At 56.9% G+C, this 18,321-nt stretch carries 16 protein-coding genes and 2 pseudogenes; 16 read left to right on the top strand and 2 right to left on the bottom strand.

Features of this window, described 5'->3' with window-relative positions:
* The first annotated feature begins 174 nt into the window (after nucleotides 1-174).
* From ACN0SD_RS19030 to ACN0SD_RS18965, 14 genes and pseudogenes are all read left to right on the top strand, one after another.
* On the top strand, nucleotides 175-1,155 hold the full coding sequence (locus ACN0SD_RS19030) for a glycosyltransferase family 2 protein (RefSeq protein WP_417809779.1): 981 nt from the start codon (nucleotides 175-177) through the stop codon (nucleotides 1,153-1,155).
* Nucleotides 1,148-1,849 (top strand): class I SAM-dependent methyltransferase, encoded by a 702-nt coding sequence (locus ACN0SD_RS19025; RefSeq protein WP_417809778.1) that lies wholly within the window; start codon nucleotides 1,148-1,150, stop codon nucleotides 1,847-1,849. The genes ACN0SD_RS19030 and ACN0SD_RS19025 overlap by 8 nt, the downstream gene beginning before the upstream one ends.
* Nucleotides 1,846-2,223: a GtrA family protein gene (locus ACN0SD_RS19020; protein WP_417809777.1), complete on the top strand. Its 378-nt coding sequence runs from the start codon at nucleotides 1,846-1,848 to the stop codon at nucleotides 2,221-2,223. Before ACN0SD_RS19025 ends, ACN0SD_RS19020 begins: the two co-directional genes overlap by 4 nt.
* The gene (locus ACN0SD_RS19015; RefSeq protein WP_417809776.1) at nucleotides 2,220-3,731 is read left to right on the top strand and encodes a hypothetical protein; all 1,512 of its coding nucleotides are present in this window, start codon (nucleotides 2,220-2,222) and stop codon (nucleotides 3,729-3,731) included. The genes ACN0SD_RS19020 and ACN0SD_RS19015 overlap by 4 nt, the downstream gene beginning before the upstream one ends.
* Before the next feature lie 273 nt (nucleotides 3,732-4,004).
* Nucleotides 4,005-4,274 (top strand): helix-turn-helix domain-containing protein, encoded by a 270-nt coding sequence (locus ACN0SD_RS19010; protein ID WP_417809775.1) that lies wholly within the window; start codon nucleotides 4,005-4,007, stop codon nucleotides 4,272-4,274.
* Nucleotides 4,274-5,596: a type II toxin-antitoxin system HipA family toxin gene (locus ACN0SD_RS19005; protein WP_417809774.1), complete on the top strand. Its 1,323-nt coding sequence runs from the start codon at nucleotides 4,274-4,276 to the stop codon at nucleotides 5,594-5,596. Before ACN0SD_RS19010 ends, ACN0SD_RS19005 begins: the two co-directional genes overlap by 1 nt.
* Before the next feature lie 451 nt (nucleotides 5,597-6,047).
* Complete coding sequence (locus ACN0SD_RS19000; protein WP_417809773.1) at nucleotides 6,048-7,301, top strand: ABC transporter substrate-binding protein; 1,254 nt, start codon at nucleotides 6,048-6,050, stop codon at nucleotides 7,299-7,301.
* A 73-nt stretch (nucleotides 7,302-7,374) separates the two neighbouring features.
* Nucleotides 7,375-8,259 (top strand): branched-chain amino acid ABC transporter permease, encoded by an 885-nt coding sequence (locus ACN0SD_RS18995; RefSeq protein ID WP_417809772.1) that lies wholly within the window; start codon nucleotides 7,375-7,377, stop codon nucleotides 8,257-8,259.
* Nucleotides 8,252-9,184: a branched-chain amino acid ABC transporter permease gene (locus ACN0SD_RS18990; RefSeq protein ID WP_417809771.1), complete on the top strand. Its 933-nt coding sequence runs from the start codon at nucleotides 8,252-8,254 to the stop codon at nucleotides 9,182-9,184. Before ACN0SD_RS18995 ends, ACN0SD_RS18990 begins: the two co-directional genes overlap by 8 nt.
* Nucleotides 9,174-9,884 carry an ABC transporter ATP-binding protein gene (locus tag ACN0SD_RS18985; RefSeq protein ID WP_417809770.1) on the top strand — a complete coding sequence of 237 codons (711 nt, stop codon included), beginning with the start codon at nucleotides 9,174-9,176 and terminating at the stop codon, nucleotides 9,882-9,884. The genes ACN0SD_RS18990 and ACN0SD_RS18985 overlap by 11 nt, the downstream gene beginning before the upstream one ends.
* Nucleotides 9,881-10,597 (top strand): ABC transporter ATP-binding protein, encoded by a 717-nt coding sequence (locus ACN0SD_RS18980; RefSeq protein WP_417809769.1) that lies wholly within the window; start codon nucleotides 9,881-9,883, stop codon nucleotides 10,595-10,597. The genes ACN0SD_RS18985 and ACN0SD_RS18980 overlap by 4 nt, the downstream gene beginning before the upstream one ends.
* A 61-nt stretch (nucleotides 10,598-10,658) precedes the next feature.
* A pseudogene (locus ACN0SD_RS18975) lies at nucleotides 10,659-11,410 on the top strand (IS3 family transposase); the annotation flags it as partial.
* Nucleotides 11,411-11,461: 51 nt separating this feature from the next.
* Nucleotides 11,462-12,238 (top strand): annotated as a pseudogene (locus tag ACN0SD_RS18970) (IS256 family transposase); the annotation flags it as partial.
* Between the two features lie 304 nt (nucleotides 12,239-12,542).
* Nucleotides 12,543-12,854: a hypothetical protein gene (locus ACN0SD_RS18965; protein WP_417809768.1), complete on the top strand. Its 312-nt coding sequence runs from the start codon at nucleotides 12,543-12,545 to the stop codon at nucleotides 12,852-12,854.
* On the opposite strand, the gene ACN0SD_RS18960 is transcribed toward ACN0SD_RS18965, so the two are convergent.
* Complete coding sequence (locus tag ACN0SD_RS18960; protein WP_417809767.1) at nucleotides 12,842-13,540, bottom strand: class I SAM-dependent methyltransferase; 699 nt, start codon at nucleotides 13,538-13,540, stop codon at nucleotides 12,842-12,844. The two genes, ACN0SD_RS18965 and ACN0SD_RS18960, sit on opposite strands and share 13 nt — an antisense overlap.
* On the bottom strand, nucleotides 13,537-14,559 hold the full coding sequence (locus ACN0SD_RS18955; RefSeq protein ID WP_417809766.1) for a glycosyltransferase family 2 protein: 1,023 nt from the start codon (nucleotides 14,557-14,559) through the stop codon (nucleotides 13,537-13,539). Before ACN0SD_RS18955 ends, ACN0SD_RS18960 begins: the two co-directional genes overlap by 4 nt.
* 94 nt (nucleotides 14,560-14,653) lie before the next feature.
* Here ACN0SD_RS18955 and ACN0SD_RS18950 point away from each other — a divergent pair, with 94 nt between their 5' ends.
* Both ACN0SD_RS18950 and ACN0SD_RS18945 read left to right on the top strand, forming a co-directional pair.
* Nucleotides 14,654-16,234: an ArnT family glycosyltransferase gene (locus ACN0SD_RS18950; protein WP_417809765.1), complete on the top strand. Its 1,581-nt coding sequence runs from the start codon at nucleotides 14,654-14,656 to the stop codon at nucleotides 16,232-16,234.
* 367 nt (nucleotides 16,235-16,601) lie between these two features.
* Nucleotides 16,602-18,161: a hypothetical protein gene (locus ACN0SD_RS18945; protein ID WP_417809764.1), complete on the top strand. Its 1,560-nt coding sequence runs from the start codon at nucleotides 16,602-16,604 to the stop codon at nucleotides 18,159-18,161.
* The last annotated feature ends 160 nt before the right edge of the window (nucleotides 18,162-18,321 follow it).

The following is an 18,321-nucleotide window of genomic DNA, read 5'->3' as shown; positions in this document are numbered from 1 at the left end:
AGAGGCAATCATCCCGATGGACCAACGGCCAATCATGCACTAACTTTTAACATGGACCACTCAAGTGGGGCTGCTCAATCAGAAATAGTCATATTTTCGCCTCGTTCGCGTGTAACTAAAGGGAATTAAGGAAACAAACCTTTCTCTTTACACGATCTGGAAGCGGTAGAATTTATGAAAACGCATGTCACATACAGTTTCGTAATCCCTTTCATGAACGAAGAAGATGTGCTCGATGCGCTTCTCTTACGGATGACGGATCTTATGAGGGAGCTGGACGGGCCTTGCGAAGTGATATTCGTCGATGACGGCAGCCGCGATACCGGGGCCGCGATCATCGCAGCTGCGGCCCGGCGTGATCCGCGCATAAAACTCATCCGTCTGTCGCGCAACTTCGGCCACCAGATTGCGGTAACTGCGGGGCTGAACACGGTGCGCGGCAAGGCGGTCATCATCATGGACGCCGACCTTCAGGATCCTCCCGAAGTGGTCCACGAACTAGTCGCGCAATGGAAAGACGGCTACGAAATTGTCCATGCACAGCGGCGCACCCGCGAAGGTGAAACCCGGTTCAAGAAGGTGTCCGCAAACCTTTATTACCGCGTGCTAGCACGGCTATCGTCTGTCGACATCCCGCGCAACGTGGGGGATTTCCGCCTGGTGGACGCCAAAGTGGTCGAGGCGATCCGTTCAATGCCCGAACGCGATCGTTACCTGCGGGGCATGTTTGCATGGGTGGGCTTCCGCCAGACTATCGTGCAGTTCGACCGCCCACAGCGACTTGCCGGCGAAACCAAGTATCCGCTGAAAAAAATGTTGCGCCTCGCGATGGACGGAGTCATCGGATTTTCGGATGTCCCTCTTCGACTCGCTCTCTGGTTAGGCATGATCGTGTCGCTGGGCGCAATGGCCTATGGTGTCTATATCTTCGCCGTGGCGTTTTTCACCGGCGGGCTGGTAACAGGTTGGGCCTCGACAATCGTGATCCTGTCCTTCCTGTCGGGGATGAACCTACTTATCAGCGGCGTGATCGGCCTCTATGTCGGGCGCATTCACAACGAGAGCAAGGAACGTCCTCTCTATTTCATTTCCGAAAGCATCGGGCTTACAGAAGTGGCGCAGATACCCCAGCCAAGGTTGGTCTCCCATGGATAAAACAATGCAACCGGAATTTGACGCATATCGTGACACTTACGTAGACACAGTTGAACAATCGATCAGTTTCTCGGGCCTGTCACACGATTTTTTCCAGAAATCAAAAGCACTGATGATCCGCGACCTTCTGGCGCTGCGGTTGCCGGATCGCCCCATGCCGAAACTCTTGGACGTGGGGTGTGGGATCGGGGCACTGCACCCGCTTTTGTCAGGCATGTTCTCCTCTATCCACGGTGTGGACGTCTCGGGCGAAAGCATCGAGCGTGCAAAACTGGAAAACCCGGGGAACCTTTACGATAGTTACGATGGCGAACGGCTACCGTTTGCAGACAACAGTTTCGACATGACCCTGTCTATCTGCGTAATGCATCACGTCCCAGTGGAGCAATGGACCGGGTTCATGGCCGAACTCACACGTGTAGTGTCGCCCGGCGGCATGGTTTGCCTGATTGAGCACAACCCGGTGAACCCAGGCACCCGGATTTCGGTCGCGCGCTGTCCGTTCGACGAGGACGCTGTGCTGCTGGGCACCCGTAAGATGCGCGGGTATATGCGCCGCGCAGGGCTGGCTGAGGTGGCGACACGAAACTTCGTTTTCTTCCCGTCCAACCGCCCGAAGTTTCGGGCGTTGGAGCGGCGGCTGCATTGGTTGCCACTCGGCGCACAATACGCAGCCATCGGACGGGTCCAATGATCGAAAGGCGTGTCATCGGCCAACTGGGGCGGTTCGCGGGCGTAGGGGTGGCGAATTCCGCTTTTTACTTCCTGCTAGCAGCGGCATTCAGTCGGGTTTTCGGCTTCGCCGCGCTCGCCGCCTCGGTGCTGGCCTATGTAATTGCCGCCACCGTTGCCTATCTTGGGCACAAGTTCCTGACCTTCGCACAACCCGCCCATTCGCCAGACGAGATGCCCCGGTTCGTCGTCGCAACGGGGATCGGTCTATCCCTCGCCGCGCTTATCCCGGTCCTGCTGGCCGGTTTTGCACCGATGATATCCTTCGTAACCGTGCTCATGCTGGTGCCGATCTGTTCCTTCCTAATGATGAAATTCTTTGTCTTCCGCACATGACCCGAGATCTCACCGCCCCCGCCATCATCATGGCCATCGCCGTCTACCTTTTATGGGGAACGTTTCTGAGCCACGATATCAGTTGGTACTTGATCTCAACTGGCTGGTGGCTCGACGGGGTGCGGATCTATTCTGAAATCCTTGAGCTGAATCCGCCGCTGGCCTTCTATCTTACCGCGATACCGGTTTGGGCCGCGCGGGTGACGGGGCTTGATCCGACGGCGACCTACAAGGGCTTCGTACTGGTGCTCACGGCGGGCTCGTTGATTATCTCGCAAAGGCTACTGACCTCTGAGGCGTCGCTTTCCACCTCTGCACGGCGCGCGGTTCTTGCGGTGGCGGCGGTAGGACTTTTACTCCTGCCGATCGGGGATTTCGGGCAGCGTGATCACCTGTTCTCGATCCTGTTCTTGCCGTTCCTCGTGATGAACCTGCTCTCCAAAGATGCACCTAGGCCCGTACGCGCAGGGGTCGCGATGTGGGCAACCTTCGGCATCGCGCTTAAACACTATTTCTTGCTCCTGCCACTAGCGATCCTCGCCTATCAAGTAATTGCAAGACGCAGTCTGCGGCCTGCGTTCAAGGTGGAATATCTCGTGATGGCAGCCATGCTGGTACTCTACGTAGCAGCCACGGTGATCTTGCATCCGGCTTATTTCGCCAGCGTCGTGCCGCTTGCAATGCAAGTCTACGGTGCTTTTGATGTATCATTTCTTGTCACTCTTGTCCGCGCACGATTCCTAATCCTCGTGCTCCTTATTGCGCTGGCGCTTCTTGTGGTGAATAGAGCGCGGCCTCGGTCGAACGTAGTGGCGGTGTTGACCGGATCGGCGGCCATCGCAGTCTTCCTGATCCAATCGAAAGGCTGGAGCTATCAGCATATCCCCGCCAATCTTTACGTGGTGGTGGCCGTGATCTGGACTGCGGTGACGCTATCACAGACGCGAAAACAGTGGTGGCCAACCGCAATGGCGGCCGTGTCTGTCATGCTTCTTTTGGTTCCGGCATTGCGCCACGGGCCGTATCAAAGCCCCTTCGCTGAAGCCGTCGAGCCCTATTTCACCTGCGCACCAGGTGAGCGGAGTTTTCAGATTTTCAGCTCAACCGTATCTACGGGCTTTCCGTTGGCGAACTATGCCAATGCCACCCCGGCCAACCGCGCTCCCACGCTATGGCTTTTTCCCGGAGCAAATTACCGGCTAAGCCTCATCAAGGATCCGGCGGAGCAGGCAATTTACCTCGCCACCCTGAAGGAAGCTCGTTCGCGGGTGCTCGCGGATTTTTTCCGCACTTCGCCGCAGGTGGTGATCGTCGACGAAAGCCCGCACAAGCAGTATTTTAACGGTGCCCCGTTCGATTACCTCGCCTATTTCAGCAAAGATCAAGAGTTCGCTGAGGCTTGGCACAAGTACTCGCTTAAGGGAAAAGTGGGGAATTTTGCGATCTATGCCCGGAAAGGATGTGACCTACCGGACCATCACGGTGCGCATCGCTCAGTGGCATCGTAACTCTCGCTACCGCAATGTTGAAATTAGCGCTCGCGAAGGTAGAAAAGCAGAGCCACTTTTCGCCGGAAAGTCCCTGATGTTGTCACTCACCCCCGCCATTGCTGTGCAGAGAGTGAAACATGTTCTCAAATTGCTGTCGAGGTAGGACTATTTCAGCACCCTGCTAGGGGTCACAGATGTCACTTATACGCCAGAACGCATATATTAACTATATGCGTCCTAGCGTATAGATAGTATACATACGCTGCAGCGCATGTTGACGACTTATACGTCATGGCGTATATTGACAATATGAATGACCTTGCACGCACAACAAAACAAATCGGAACCATCATCCAGCGCGCGCGAAAAAAGCGCGGCTTGACGCAGATGGATTTGGCCGAACGCGCCGGACTGCGCCAAGGCACTATTTCCTTAATCGAAACCGGAAATACGCCCGCGAAGATGGATTCCATCCTTGCCGTTCTGGCCGCCCTCGATCTCGAATTCACAGTCAGGTCACGTTCTAAGGGAACGGCATCTGACATAGAAGAGTTGTTCTGATGGGACGGCGTCCAAGCTATGTGCCGCTGCGTGTCTATCTCAACAACCGGCGTGTCGGAACGCTAAGCCGTGAAACTAGCGGCGCGATCAGCTTCGCCTATCATCAAAACTGGCTAGACTGGAGCAATGCGCTACCGGTCTCTCTCTCCCTTCCCTTGCGCGAGACACCCTATCGCGGTGAACCTGTGGTCGCGGTTTTTGAAAACCTGCTGCCAGACTCCGACGCACTCAGGCGCCGCGTCGCCGAGAAAGTCGGCGCACGCGGCATTGATGCCTACAGCCTGCTATCCATCATCGGGAGAGATTGTGTCGGCGCGCTGCAATTCATGGCTGGTGACGATGAAGATATCGACAGCACAGGCACGATCGAAGGAGAGATTGTCGATGAAGTCGCCATCGAGAAAATTCTGAAAGGATTGAGCCAAGCTCCGCTTGGCCTGACCCGAGACGACGATTTCAGGATTTCAGTGGCCGGCGCACAGGAAAAGACGGCGCTGCTTTGGCATGACGGAAACTGGCTTAAACCACATGGCACGACGCCAACGACGCATCTGTTCAAAAAGCAACTCGGCAAATTGCCGGACGGCATCGACCTCTCGGACAGTGTCGAGAATGAATTCTATTGCCTGAAACTGGCTGAAGCTTTTGGCCTACCGGTCAATGATGCTCGTATCCAAACCTTCGGCGAAACCAAAGCGCTCGTCATTGAACGCTTCGACCGCCGTTGGACGAAGGACGGTCGGTTGATCAGATTGCCGCAAGAGGATTGCTGCCAAGCCCTCTCGGTCCCGCCGACACTCAAATATCAGAGCGATGGTGGTCCTGGCGTTGTCGATATCCTTGGCTTTTTGACCGGCAGCGACACGCCGACAGAAGATCAGGACGTGTTCTTCAAGGCTCAGATCATCTTCTGGCTGATGGGCGCGACAGACGGTCACGCCAAGAATTTCAGCGTGTTTATCAGTCCCGGCGGTTCATACCGCCTGACGCCGCTCTATGACATTCTCTCAGCTCAGCCGAGCCTTATCGCGCGTCAGATCGAGCGAAAACAGATGAAGCTCGCCATGTCAGCCGGTGACCGGCGGCACTACCGAATTGATCAAGTTCACGGCCGGCATTTTGTTCAGTCGGGGATGCGAGCCGGGCTTTCGAAAACCCGTGCGACCAATCTGATCAAGGATGTCGCCGCGCGGGCGGAAGATGCCATCGAAGCCGTCGCTGCTGCATTGCCGCCGAACTTCCCTGCTTCAATCCACGACACTGTGCGCGAAGCTATCCTCACCCGCACCAGAGGCTTGACATTCGACAACGCCCAAAATTGATTTGTTAACTTATCAGAGGCTTTCGCCACATTCGGCACGATCACAATTGCCGTCACTCACCGTCGCGCGCCACCTTAAATCCCCAACCGCGACCGCGCCTCTGCCCGATTTCATCGGCGCGCGGCTTCCAACTTTTGCGTAGATCGCCACGGTCATCACTGTCACCTTCACCGACGCTCTCACCTTGAACGCCCTGCGCGAAAAGCGTTTCACTGCCCCCTACCTGATTGCGCGTGACACTCTCACCGCAGCGTGACGTGCGCGGGCCTTGGTTTTTCTCGGTTTGGGCATCCTACCCGAATATTGGTGATATGCGGCGCTCTCAAAGTATCGCCAAGTCGTGACGTGGATTGAATGGCCGAATGCTCGAAATGGCCTTGGACGTGGCTTAGCTGCCTCACAGAGGAGCACCGCAACAGCCCCGCACTGTGGGGCATCAGGGAGGAAAATTATGACATTCAAAGGTTCGAGGCTGATCGCAGCCAGCGCCGCTTTCGCACTTGCCGCCGCGATCGGAGCCACCGGCGCAAGCGCGCAAACCGCCCCCAGCGTCATCAAGATTGGAACGCTTTATGCAGGATCGGGCGAGTTTGCCGTCTCGTCGCAGGCGCAATATGACGGCTTGAAGTTCTGGGCTAAGAAGGTGAACAAGGACGGCGGCGTCTTTGTTAAGACCTATAACAAGAAAATCCCGGTCAAGATTGTCGCCTATGATGACCAAAGCTCAACCTCGACCGCAACGACGCTTTATAATCAGCTGATCACGCAAGATCATGTCGACCTGCTGGTCGCTGATTTCGGCTCGGTGCTAACTTCGGTCGCGGTTCCGCTCACCAAAGAGCACAATCAGCTTTTGGTCGACGTGACCGGATCGTCGGCAGGCTTTTTCAGTAGCGACAACAAGTATCTTGTCGATCTGTCGATCCCGTCATCAGGGGTGTGGCCGATTCCGCTTGCCAAATACCTGATCAAGCAAGGCGTGAAAAAAGTCGCGATTGTCTACGGCTCGAATGATTTTGACAGCTCACAGGCCGATACGCTGAAAAGCGAGTTGAAGAAGGCGGGCATCACTCCGGTTTATGACCATGCAGTGCCAACCAACGAGACGAACTACACCGTCCTGTTGCACGCCGCTGCCGCAAGCAAGCCGCAGGCGATGGTCGAGTTAGGCTACATGTCCAACGACGTGGCCTTCCTGAAGTCGCTCAAATCGAGCGGGCTGCATTTCCCGATGGTCTTCACGATTTTCCCCGGCCAGTTCAAGGCGCTGATGGAAAAGAACGCAGGCAAGGATGCGCTGGCCTACACCTATTCCTATCCTGCGCCGCCAATTGTCAAATATGACAAGGTCAGCCTTGGTCTGAACACTGATCAGTTCATCAATGCCTGGGAAGCCGACGGTCATAAATCCGCGCCCAACTTTGTCAACACGGCGGGCTACAGCACCGGGATCTTGTTAGCCAAGGCTTTGAGCACCGCATCCGATATGAAGCAGCTTACGATCCGCAGCGCGCTTGAGGGGCTGTCGGGCAACACCTCGACATTAGTTGGCCCTTTCGCCCTAAGCCAAACCGGCGCGCAGATGGGTGAGAGGTTGCCGGTCGCGCAGTTCCAGCCCCAGAAGGATGGCAGCCTGAAAACCGTCGTCGTCTATCCCGACACGATGGCGACTGGCAAAGCAATCTATCCGGCCCCGCAGGGCTAAGTCCGGGATTTGTGACGGGCAATAAGCAGGGCGGTTCTGGTCTTAGGGCCGCCCTTTCGGACGGAGGGGGCGCATGACGGCACTATTAGAATACGCGATCGTCGGAGGAGTGCTTTACGGCATCTTCTTTGGATTGGTGGCGGTGGGGCTAAATCTGATTTTCGGGGTGATGCGGATCATCAATCTGGCGCATGGCGAGTTCGTCGTGCTGGGTGGCTTTGGAGCCTACTGGCTGACCTCGGCGTTCGGGCTGAACCCGCTTTGGGGTGTTCCGCTTGCGGCGCTCGGGGCGATCGTAATCGGCTTTCCAATGTATTATGCCATCGTGCCCCGGCTACAGCGGTCGCGCGACCCCGAGATGCTATCCTTCATACTGTTCTTCGGGCTTGCGCAAGTCATTGAGGCGCTTGTAACGCTGGGATTTGGTCCTGATCAAAGAACGCTGCCTTCAGATGCACTGGGCGCGGGCAGCCCGTCGCTGTTCGGGCAGGCCTTTCCCGACAGCTGGTGGTGGGCGGCGGGTGTTTCGGTCGCTGCGATCGTTGGGCTTTGGCTATACCTCACCCGGACCCGGCTGGGGTTTGCCACCCGCGCGATCATGGCCAACCGCGACGAGGCCTTGGCGACAGGGATCAGTGTTGATCGCGTTTCCGCCATCGCATTTGTCATCGGCCTTGCGCTGGCGGGCGCTGCGGGGGTCTTCGTGCCTTATCTGCAAGGCTCTGTCGCGCCGGGGATTGGCAACGACCTGACTACCACGTCGTTTGCCATCCTTATAATCGGATCGCTTGGCAATCCGATCGGAACGCTGTTTGGCGGGCTGGTGTTTGGTGTCAGTTCGATGCTGATGCAAACCTTCTACGCCTCATGGTCGAACCTTGTTCCCTACGTCCTGCTGGTCGCGATCGTGCTGATCCGTCCGCAGGGGCTTTTTGGAAAGTCGGTGCGTCATGCTTAAGTCGAATTGGTCTCGCGTCTGGCCGGGGATATTGACCGCCGCAGTTCTGGCTTTGGTCTTCGCCGTCGCGCCGATGGGATATGGCAATACCTCACTGCTGTTCATGATGATGACCTTCATCGTCCTCGCCCAAGGGCTGAACCTGCTTTACGGCTTCACCGGCTATCTGCCCTTCGGTTATGTCGGATTTTTCGGCACCGGGGCTTATGCTGCGGCGCTGATGGTGATGAAGCTGCACGCGCCGGTTTGGGCGGCGGTGCTGGCGGGGCCTCTGGCATCGATGGCGGTCGCGCTCATATTGGGGCCGCTGCTACGGCTGTCGGGGGCGTATTTCTCGATTGCCAACCTCGCCGCCTCGCAGATCCTGTTCTTTGTCGTCTCGAACCCACATTTGGCGGACATCACAGGGGGCCCCTATGGCGTCAAGCTGGACCGGATCTTTGCCCCGACCGCCAGCTATGCTGCGATGGTCGTGCTAGTTGCGCTGACCACTTTGGTTGCGGCCTACTTTCGCTACTCGCGCTTTGGTCAGGGGTTGCGTGCGATGGCCGACGACCCCGTCAGCGCCGAGATGAGCGCGATCCCTGTGGTTCGGATGCGATTGATGGCGTGGCTGACCTCTGCCGCCGTCGCGGGTCTTGCCGGTGCGCTTTATGCATGGAACCTATCGGTGTTTTACCCGGATGCGGTCTTCAGCTTGCAGATCTCGGTCTTCGCAATCGTGTTCGCGCTTTTTGGCGGGGTCGGTACTGTGCTCGGGCCGATCGTCGGCGCGGGGCTGCTTTATGCGCTTTACAATGCGATCGGCATTTCAGCACCGCAATATTTCCAGCTGATCTACGGCGTGCTGATTGTCGGGTTGGTGATGTTCTTGCCTGAGGGGATCGTGTCCCTGCTGACCCGGAGGGGCATCAATGTCTTCTGAACCGCTTCTGAAACTATCTGGCATCGAGAAGTCCTTTTCCGGATTAACGGTTCTCAACGGTGTAAACTTCGAGCTGAAAGAGGGTGAAATCATTGGGCTTGTCGGACCAAACGGATCAGGCAAAACCTCGGTCATCAACCTGATCTCGGGCGTGTTGCGTCCCGAAGCGGGCACGATCCGTTTCAACGGCTCAGAAGTTCAGACCCTGCCAAGCCATACCCGGGTGAAGGCCGGGATTAACCGGTCGTTTCAGGTTCCCAAATGCTTTGTCTCGATGACCGTGCGCGAAAATATCGAGGTCGCCGCGCATTTCAGCGGCCATGACGCCGATACACCCGCGATCTTGGCCGAGATCGGGCTGGAGCATCTGGCCGACAAATCCGCCGGGGCGTTGACGGCAAACCAGCAAAAGATGCTGGACCTCGGGCGCGCCCTTGCGACACGACCAAAACTGCTGCTGGTCGATGAAATTGGCGCGGGTTTGAACCCGGCCGAACTGTCCGGGATCGCGACCCTTCTCAAGGGGATCGCTGCGCGCGGCGTGTCGCTAATTGTGGTGGAGCATCTAATGGAGTTTCTCAACGCGCTGACCGATCGGGTGATCGTTTTATCTGCGGGCAAAATCATTTTTGAGGGTAGCCTAGAGGCCGCCTCTCGGGATGCAGCCGTGGTCACCGCGTTTTTTGGAGGTGCGGTATGAGTGCGTTGTTGGAAGTCGACAAGGTCGAGGCGGGCTATGGTGATGTGCAGGTTCTTTGGGGCGCCGACATGACGGTCGCCAAGGGCGAGACCGTGCTGTTGATGGGCGTGAATGGCGCTGGCAAGACAACGCTGCTGCGCTCCTTGGTTGGGTTACAGCCTTGCCGTGGCGGCGCGATCCGCCTGAACGGCGAGGATATCAGTGCGCTAAAACCCGAAGCGCGGATCCGGCGCGGGATGGCCTACATGTCAGAACTGGGGGTTTTCCCGACCCTGTCGATTGCTGAAAACCTACGCCTTGGTGCCTATACGCTGTCGGGGTCGCAGGCGCGCCAGCGGGCGGATCAGATGTATCAAATGTTTCCTGATCTCACGAAAAAGCGGCGCGCTGCGGCGGCGTCTCTGTCGGGCGGGCAGCGCAAGATGCTGGGCCTTGCCAAGACGCTGATGTCGGGGGCGGACCTGATCTTGCTGGACGAGCCGTCGTCGGGTCTGGCGCCGGTCTTTGTCAGTCAGGTGATCGAGACGCTGAAAGAGGTAATCGGGACCGGAACGTCGCTGCTGATCGCCGAGCAGAATATCGCCTTTCTGGCGCTTGCCGACCGGGGTTATCTGATGGATCACGGCCGCATGGCGGTGTCTGGCACGCGCGCGGAACTGGAAGGTTCCGATGCGGTGCGCAAGGCATATTTCGGCGTGAGTGCAGACGGTTAGGCTGAATATCCCCTAGATTCGTAGACGCCTTCTTCCCTAATTTTGAGGCAAGGAGGCCGAGATGGGCAAAGGCAATTTCAGCGACGAGTTCAAGCGAGACGCGGTCGCGCAGATCACCGAACGTGGCTACCCGGTTTCGGAGGTTTCGCAGCGGCTCGGGGTGAGCGCGCACTCTCTCTATGCATGGAAGCGCAAGTTCGCCAAGGCGTCGTCCGGCGAGACGGAGAAGGATGCTGGCTGAAGACCCCGCTGAGCAAGCGGGCCCAAGAGGATCTGCGGCAGACCAGGATGCTGAAGGAGGCGTGGGTCGAGAGCGGCAAGGTCTATGGTCACCGCAAGCTGCACGACGACCTGATCGAACAGGGCGAAAGCATCTGCGTGAACCGTGTTGCCCGTCTGACGAAGCTGGCTGGGATCAAGGCTCAGATCGGCTACAAGCGCCGCCCCGGTGGGTATGGCGGCAGGCCGTCGGTCGTCGTCGACAACACTCTCGACCGGCAGTTCGACGTGGGGGCGCCGGACAAGGTCTGGGTCACCGACATTACCTACATCCGCACGCAGGAGGGCTTTGCCTACTTGGCGGTCGTCATCGATCTCTTCTCGCGCCGCGTGGTTGGTTGGTCGATGCAGAGCCGGCAGACTACGGACGTTGTGTTGCAGGCTCTGCACATGGCCATCTGGCGCCGCAAGCCGAAGGGAAAGGTTCTGATCCATTCGGACCAGGGCAGCCAATTCACCAGCATGGACTGGGCCGCGTTCCTGCGAGGCCACAATCTGGAGCATTCGATGAGCCGTCGCGGAAACTGTCACGACTGTGAGTATGGTATTGCGGCTTGATGGCCTGACCCATGTTACGATTGACTACGTGTCATTGCGTTGACGTGTCGACCGCTGGAGGGCGAGTGGCCCTACGTCTGGCTGGACGCCACCTACATCAAGGTCCGCCGCTCGGGGCGGATCGTCAGCGTCGCGGCCATAGTGGCGGTTGCGGTTAATACTGACGGACGGCGCGAGGTTCTGGGCATCGCCATCCAGCCCAGCGAAGCCGAGGTGTTCTGGGACGAATTCCTGCGCGCTCTGGCCGACCGGGGCCTGCGTGGGGTCAAGCTGATCATCGCGGATGAACATAAAGGGCTGAAGGCCGCGGCCGCTAAAGTGCTGGGGGCTACGATCCAGCGTTGCAGGGTTCACTTTATGCGCAATGCCTTGGCCTGCGTCGGTAAAAAGGACCGCCCAATTGTCACAGCAGCACTCAGAACCGCCTTCGACCAGGACACGCTGGCAGAATCCAATGATCACTGGGCGAAGCTCATTGAGGCCTTCCAGCCGCGTCACACCAAGCTCGCCGAACTCATGCTACGCGCCGAAGACGATGTGCTGTCCTACAAGACGTTCCCAAAAGCACACTGGCGCCAAATACACTCTACCAATCCCTTGGAAAGACTGAACAAGGAGATCAAGCGCCGGACCAATGTCGTCGGTATTTTCCCTAACGAGCAAGCCATCAGACGTCTCGTAGGAGCGTTGATGCTGGAACAGAACGACGAATGGGCGGTCTCACGGCGCTACATGACGCTGGAAACTGTTGCCGCCATCTGCGAAGATATCACCATGGACCCGGCAAAGATCGCCGCCCTGTAAACCGGCTCAACTCACAGCCGGAGAACAAGTTACACCACGTCTTGGGACACTACCAAGATGGGCATTTTGGACATCAATTACCCCATTACCGAGGCAAAATTACATGCCGGTTCACACTCTGTATATTCATCCCAACCGATACGGTTTGGGATATTTAGGCATCTGATTGCCGCGAGGATTCATAGACTGATCTTATAACAAATACACGCTCGGATTTATCATTGATCCGCATGCTTGCTTATACCAAAGTCCACCTTCACAGGGCCACCGCAAAAAGTGGCTGACGAAAAGGAGCGCGGGGCGCATGAACGAATTTCTGCACATTCTGCAAGATCATATTGCCAAGGAGGCCGTGGGTTTGATTGGCGGGGTCATCTTTTTCGGATCATGGATGTGGCAGGCTTGGCAGTCGCGTCAGGCAAGAACCCCGGTGGTCACGCAAAGTTTTTTTGCGATGCGGGCCACCGCATCCGCATTGCTGACCGTCGAGGGGATCAGAACGAAATCGCTCTCGATCACCCTCGTGATGGCCGCAACGCTGTTGCTGATGCTATATAATATCTACCTGATCCGTAAACGCGCACGCCGCGCCGCGCACGCCGATCAGACGGGGTAAGACACTAGCGCGGTGCTGTCGGGCAGCGGCAAGCAGGCCGCAAGGCCATCCAGCGTTTGAATACTCAAGCCACGGCCCGAGACCGCAGCACGATACCGCGCGCGCTTGAAATCATCAAACAATATCCGTCCGCCCGGAGTCAGACGCGCCAGCGCCTCATCAAGGCAGGCTTCGCGAGCGCGTCCGTCGATCACGATCAGGTCGAACTGCCCCGGCACAGCGCGGATCGCGGCGACATAGTCGTCGAAAAACTGTCCCTCAAAGCCGAACTTGCCAGAGCTGATACGCCCTTTAGCTTCGGCGCCCACACGGGTCAGCGTCACATGATCGAACCCTGCGATCCGGGGGGCCACTACATCGGCCCAATTGCTGTCATGCTCGATCGAGATCACCTCGCCCGCGCGCTTGGCCAGCCACACGGTGCTTGCGCCCGATCCCCATTCGAATACACGTGCGCCGGGCTTTGCTGCCAGATACAGATCGACCGCGTCAATGGCATCAAAGGTCCACCACGGCATGTCAAGACGCACCAGATCGTCGATGTCATAAATCGCGAAGAGCGAGCGGAACCAACGCGCGCCCCGCCCCTCGCGGCGTTCGAGCCAGTCGAGAAAACCAATAGCGCTAAACACGCGGCGCGCACCGCGTAGGGAGGAAACGTATGCATAGCGAATGGCTTGTTTCACAGCGAACCCTCCGAAGGAAGCGGCTGGTTTTGCGACACGGTTTCGTCAATGACGTATTTATCGCGCTCTTTGAGACCAGAGGCTTGCAGCAGTTCGGCCACCAGACCAACGCCCAGAATCTGCGTGCCCGTCACGGTCAGCAAGATGCCGATGAACAGCAAGGGCCGCGTGCCGATCGGCCCCATGCCCAACAACCACAGCACCGACAGATACGCGATAAAGCTGGTGCCCAGCAAAAACAGCGGCAGGCCGATCATCGCGAAGAAATGCAGCGGTCGCGACTGGTATCGGGTCAGCAATTTTACAGTGCTCAGATCGAGCAACCCCTTGACCATACGCATAGTGCCGTATTTTGACCGACCATGTTCGCGGGCGTGATGCTGTACAGCGATCTCGGTGCAGCGATAGCCCACGGCATGCAACAATGCCGGCGTGAACCGGTGCAGCTCTCCATAAAGGTTCAGCCGTTTGGCGGCGCGGCGGGTGTAGGCTTTGAAGCCGCAGTTGATATCATGCAGGTCAATATCGAACATCTTCGCCGTCATCCGGTTGAAGATGCGCGAGGGCAGCGTCTTGCCAATAGGATCATAGCGCGTCTGTTTCCAGCCTGAAACTACGTCGTGCCCTTCCGATAGCTTTTCGAGAAAACGCGGGATTTCGGTCGGATCGTCTTGCAGATCGGCATCCATCGTCACGACGATATCGCCGCGGGCCTGCGCGATCCCCGCTGACAGCGCCGCGGCCTTGCCAAAGTTGCGGGTAAAGCGGATCAGCGTAACGTTGCGATTGGCGCGCGCCATTTCGCTGGCGATCACATCGCCCCCATCGCGACTGCCATCGTCGACAAAGATCATTTCCCAAGCGCGCCCGGTCCCATCCATAACGTCGCGCACACATGAGTATAGCGTCTCAAGCGTGGCACATTCATCTAGGAAAGGTACCACGATCGAGACGCTTGTTGCGGTCGACGCCGTTGGTTCTTGGCCCTCATCAGCTACAAGTCGCAGGTCAAATTTCATTTGCTCACCGTTCCAGTTCAAGCTGGTCTGTTTCTACCTCACTGCGTAATCTCCTTCCCAAACCAGTCAGAATTAGGACGGAACCAAGGCGAAAATGACCCCGAGTGAAGATACAGGACCTCAAAAAAACTGGTGGATGGTGCGCTTTTTCGCCCTGCTCATCGTCCCGACTATCGGCGCTTACTCCTTGCTGGAGCCATTCGGCCGCGATCAGGGGATTCACGCAACAATCGCTTATGCGCTCGACAATGGCTTGGTCACCTATCGCGATGTGTTCAACATCAAGCCGCCATTGACGACGGCGGTGCATTGGCTCTCTCAGACGCTGTTTGGCCATTCGATGATGGCGATCCGCGAACTCGACCTGATTTTCGCGACGCTGACAGCGCTTGGCCTAGTCGAGATCGGGCGGCTGTTGCGGCGCGGACTTGTGTTTGGGTTCGCAGCCCCCGTGGGGTTTGCGCTGATCTATTACAGCTACGGGTTTTGGGAACATGCCCAGACCGATGGCTGGGCCGGGTTTCTCGTAGTGGCTGCCCTGTGGATAATGCTGCTAGGGTGGCGACGCCCCAAAGGCCGCGCGCGTCTGTGGCTTATGATCGGGTCCGGAGCCACACTGGGGCTGGCCTTCGGGCTGAAATACACCATCGGCGGCGCTGGAGTTTTGATATTCGCGCCTCTGATTGCAGGGGCAATCGGACAAACACACACGCGATTTCTGTTTCGAGACCTGCTGGCCTGCGTGCTGGGAGGGCTCGCGGTTCTGGCTCTCATCGTCGCTGTCCTAGCGGCTTTCGGCGCCCTTGTTCCGTTCCTCGACATACAGTCGTTCATTACCGGCTACGTAGGCTACGTGTCGAAAAGCAAACCAGGTCTGGCGGATGAGTTTTCGCTGATTGGCATGATGTCGCCTTACCTGATTGCCGTCGTAGCCGTAGGTTTGATCGCTGTCGCCGTTGAGTGGATTACCGCTCGGGAGTCGCTGACTTTAGTAGTGGGATTGCTATGGGTCATTGCGGGTTGGGTGTCGGGCCACGTGCAGGGCAAGGGATTCGCTTATCACTACCTGCCCATGCTACCGGCCTACGCGCTCTTTATCGGGGCTGCCGTAGAGTCAATTGCCGGCTTGTTGCGCAAACCTAGGCATAGAGGCGCCTTCGCCATGTTGGTGCTAATTGGGCTTTATTTGCCAAGCCAAGCCTCGATGCTCAACAGGATTGGGCTGACCGCACTTGGTCAACCAAATCCAACCAAGGCCTTTATTGCGGCTATTGAACCGACTTCGGATTTCGATATCGCGGCGATAGTCGCGTTTGCAGATGTCGTCAGGGCGCATCGCAAGCCTGGAGATAGCCTGTTTCTATGGGGATACAGCACGATGCTTTATTTCTTGACCGATGTTCCGCCGCATTATCGCTATCCATATTCTTGGCCGTTCATGGTGAACTATTATGATGGTCGCTATACGCAAGATCTGCTTGATCGACTGCATGCAAACCCGCCCAAACAATTCGTAGTCCAATCGAAAGATGCTACGCCATGGGTCACTTATAACCCAAAGAGCTCGGATGAGATGCTGGCAGAATATCCCGCGCTGACAGCGTTCTTAGCACAACACTATCATTTTGTAGCCAAACAGGCGCGCTTTGCGCTTTACGAGTTGAATGACCGTTAGGACTTGATCCCACGGCTTGCTGGCGCCGCCTATTCTGGGAACTTACAGGGCTTTGTTAGTGGTGTTGACGTCCCTCCAGATGGCGCCACCAGCCCGTCATCGTGAAAGAGTCGGAAAAATCCAGTTGGCGGTGGTCTAAGGCCGGGGAGCAGCGCAGGATGCGTCATTCACAGAAATCCGAATACTCTCCCGACCGACGGCATCAACGAAGCCAGATGTACCTTAGCTGATTGACCGTTTTTATGGGACCACTTCATAGAACCAAAGTTCGGTGCCGATTGACACTTTTGCCATCAGCGTGCCATCGAAAACCCATAATCAAAAAACATAGAGTTAACGCATTTAAGAATTGGGGTGCTCCAGAAAAATGAAATCTTCTAAACAACGACAAGTCGGGGCTTTCGGTGGCACCCTTTCGCTGCTCGTAAGTGTGCTCTTTCTAAGCCGTGGCTTTTCCGCAGTGGACGCGCGTTTCTTGCCCGACGACACTTATTACACACTTAGCATTGCAAGAAACATCTTCGAAGGCCATGGCGCGACCATGGACGGCATCATTTCCACGTCGGGCTTTCAACCGCTAATCGCTTTGTTCGAATTGCCACTTTTTTCTATCCTTACACAGCCGGAGGCATTGACGCTTGGAGCCGTTGCGATCTCGGCCATCTTTGGCGCGCTCGCAGCGGCGCTCGCTGGAATGCTAGTTCTGCGTGAAACAGAGGTTGTCTGGGCAGGTTTTCTGAGTGGGGCGCTTATCGCGCTTTCGCCAGTGATTTCGGCGAACGCGCTTAATGGGCTTGAGACGTCCCTCGCCGCTGCACTTTTGCTTTGGGTCTTGTGGCTTCTACAGGGTGCGGATCGCGATTCAAAGATGCGCGACATCGTTCTAATCGGGCTTGTTGCTGGCTTCTCTATTCTGGCACGTATTGACAGCGTCTTGCTTTTGTTACCAGCGGGGCTCTGGGGGTTGCGACAATTTGGGGCGGCACGAACCGCTATCGTGGCGCTCGTCGCAGCGATCACCGTATTACCTTGGGTGCTATATTGCATGCGTTTCGGCTCTCCGGTGCCGGAAAGCGGAGCGGCAGTCCGGCAGATCGTCAATTTCTACATCACGAGCGGTCTTAGAACTCTTCCAGAGATGAACGTTCCATTGATCCCCACACTGGGCGAATTTCTTGTGCCACGCCTGCCGCAAATCGGAATATTCGCAATCACAGGCACGTTGATCCTAGCTCTGGCGCAATTCGTGCGCATACGCCGAATGTCACTTAGCGCGGTGCTGTTGCTTTCATCAATATCCTACATAGCGTTCTACGCGTTTTACCTTCCCGCGTTCTGGTTTTTCGACCGTTATCTAAACCCTGTCTTCATCTTTTGTGCAATCTTGCTATCGATCATTCTAGCTATCCGTGCCGAACGGGTCGAAACCTGCCCCTTGTGCCGCATCGTCAACACCATCGCAGTCATCGTGCTTTTGATTGGCCCATCCGTATCGATATACTTGGAACTCATGGACCGAGAGCCACCTCGTCCGGATCGCGGATACACGCGGCAGGCCCGCGATGTTCTCCAACGCCTTCCGGACGGCGCCGTTCTGGCGGCGATGCAATCTGGTGCTCTCACCTGGTGGGCAAGCTCCCCTCCTTATGCTCACGCAGGGATCCGTGTCGTAAATCTCGACGGAGTGGTAAATCGCCACGCAAAGGACGCGATCCATAACCATCGGCTTGCCGCCTACCTACAGTCAATCCACGCCACCCATTTTTCGGATTGGCCGCTCAATGCATACATGCTCAACACTTATGCGGGTCAGGAGGCGCAATCAGTCTTGGGCGATAGGATATTCCAGAGCCCCCCCTACACGGGTTTCGATCTCTACCGGATCGCGTTGACGATCGAGCGCGGCCGGTCTTCTTTACATGAATGATCCCGCCCATGCTTCACCGAAAGGAAGTATCTGTCATGATCAAGCGGTTGTCTGGGTGTTGAATGTCACTGAGAACTGACCCTGTGGGGGTGCGGACGAAAAGTTGGACTATCTTGGAGATAGTTCATGTACAGCTACGAAGACCGAATGCGCGCGGTTG

Origin of the sequence: Thioclava sp. (assembly GCF_048263065.1) — a bacterium.
GTDB lineage: Bacteria > Pseudomonadota > Alphaproteobacteria > Rhodobacterales > Rhodobacteraceae > Thioclava.
The sequence above is the reverse complement of the archived record's forward strand: the minus strand, read 5'-3'. Positions and strand labels throughout refer to the sequence as shown.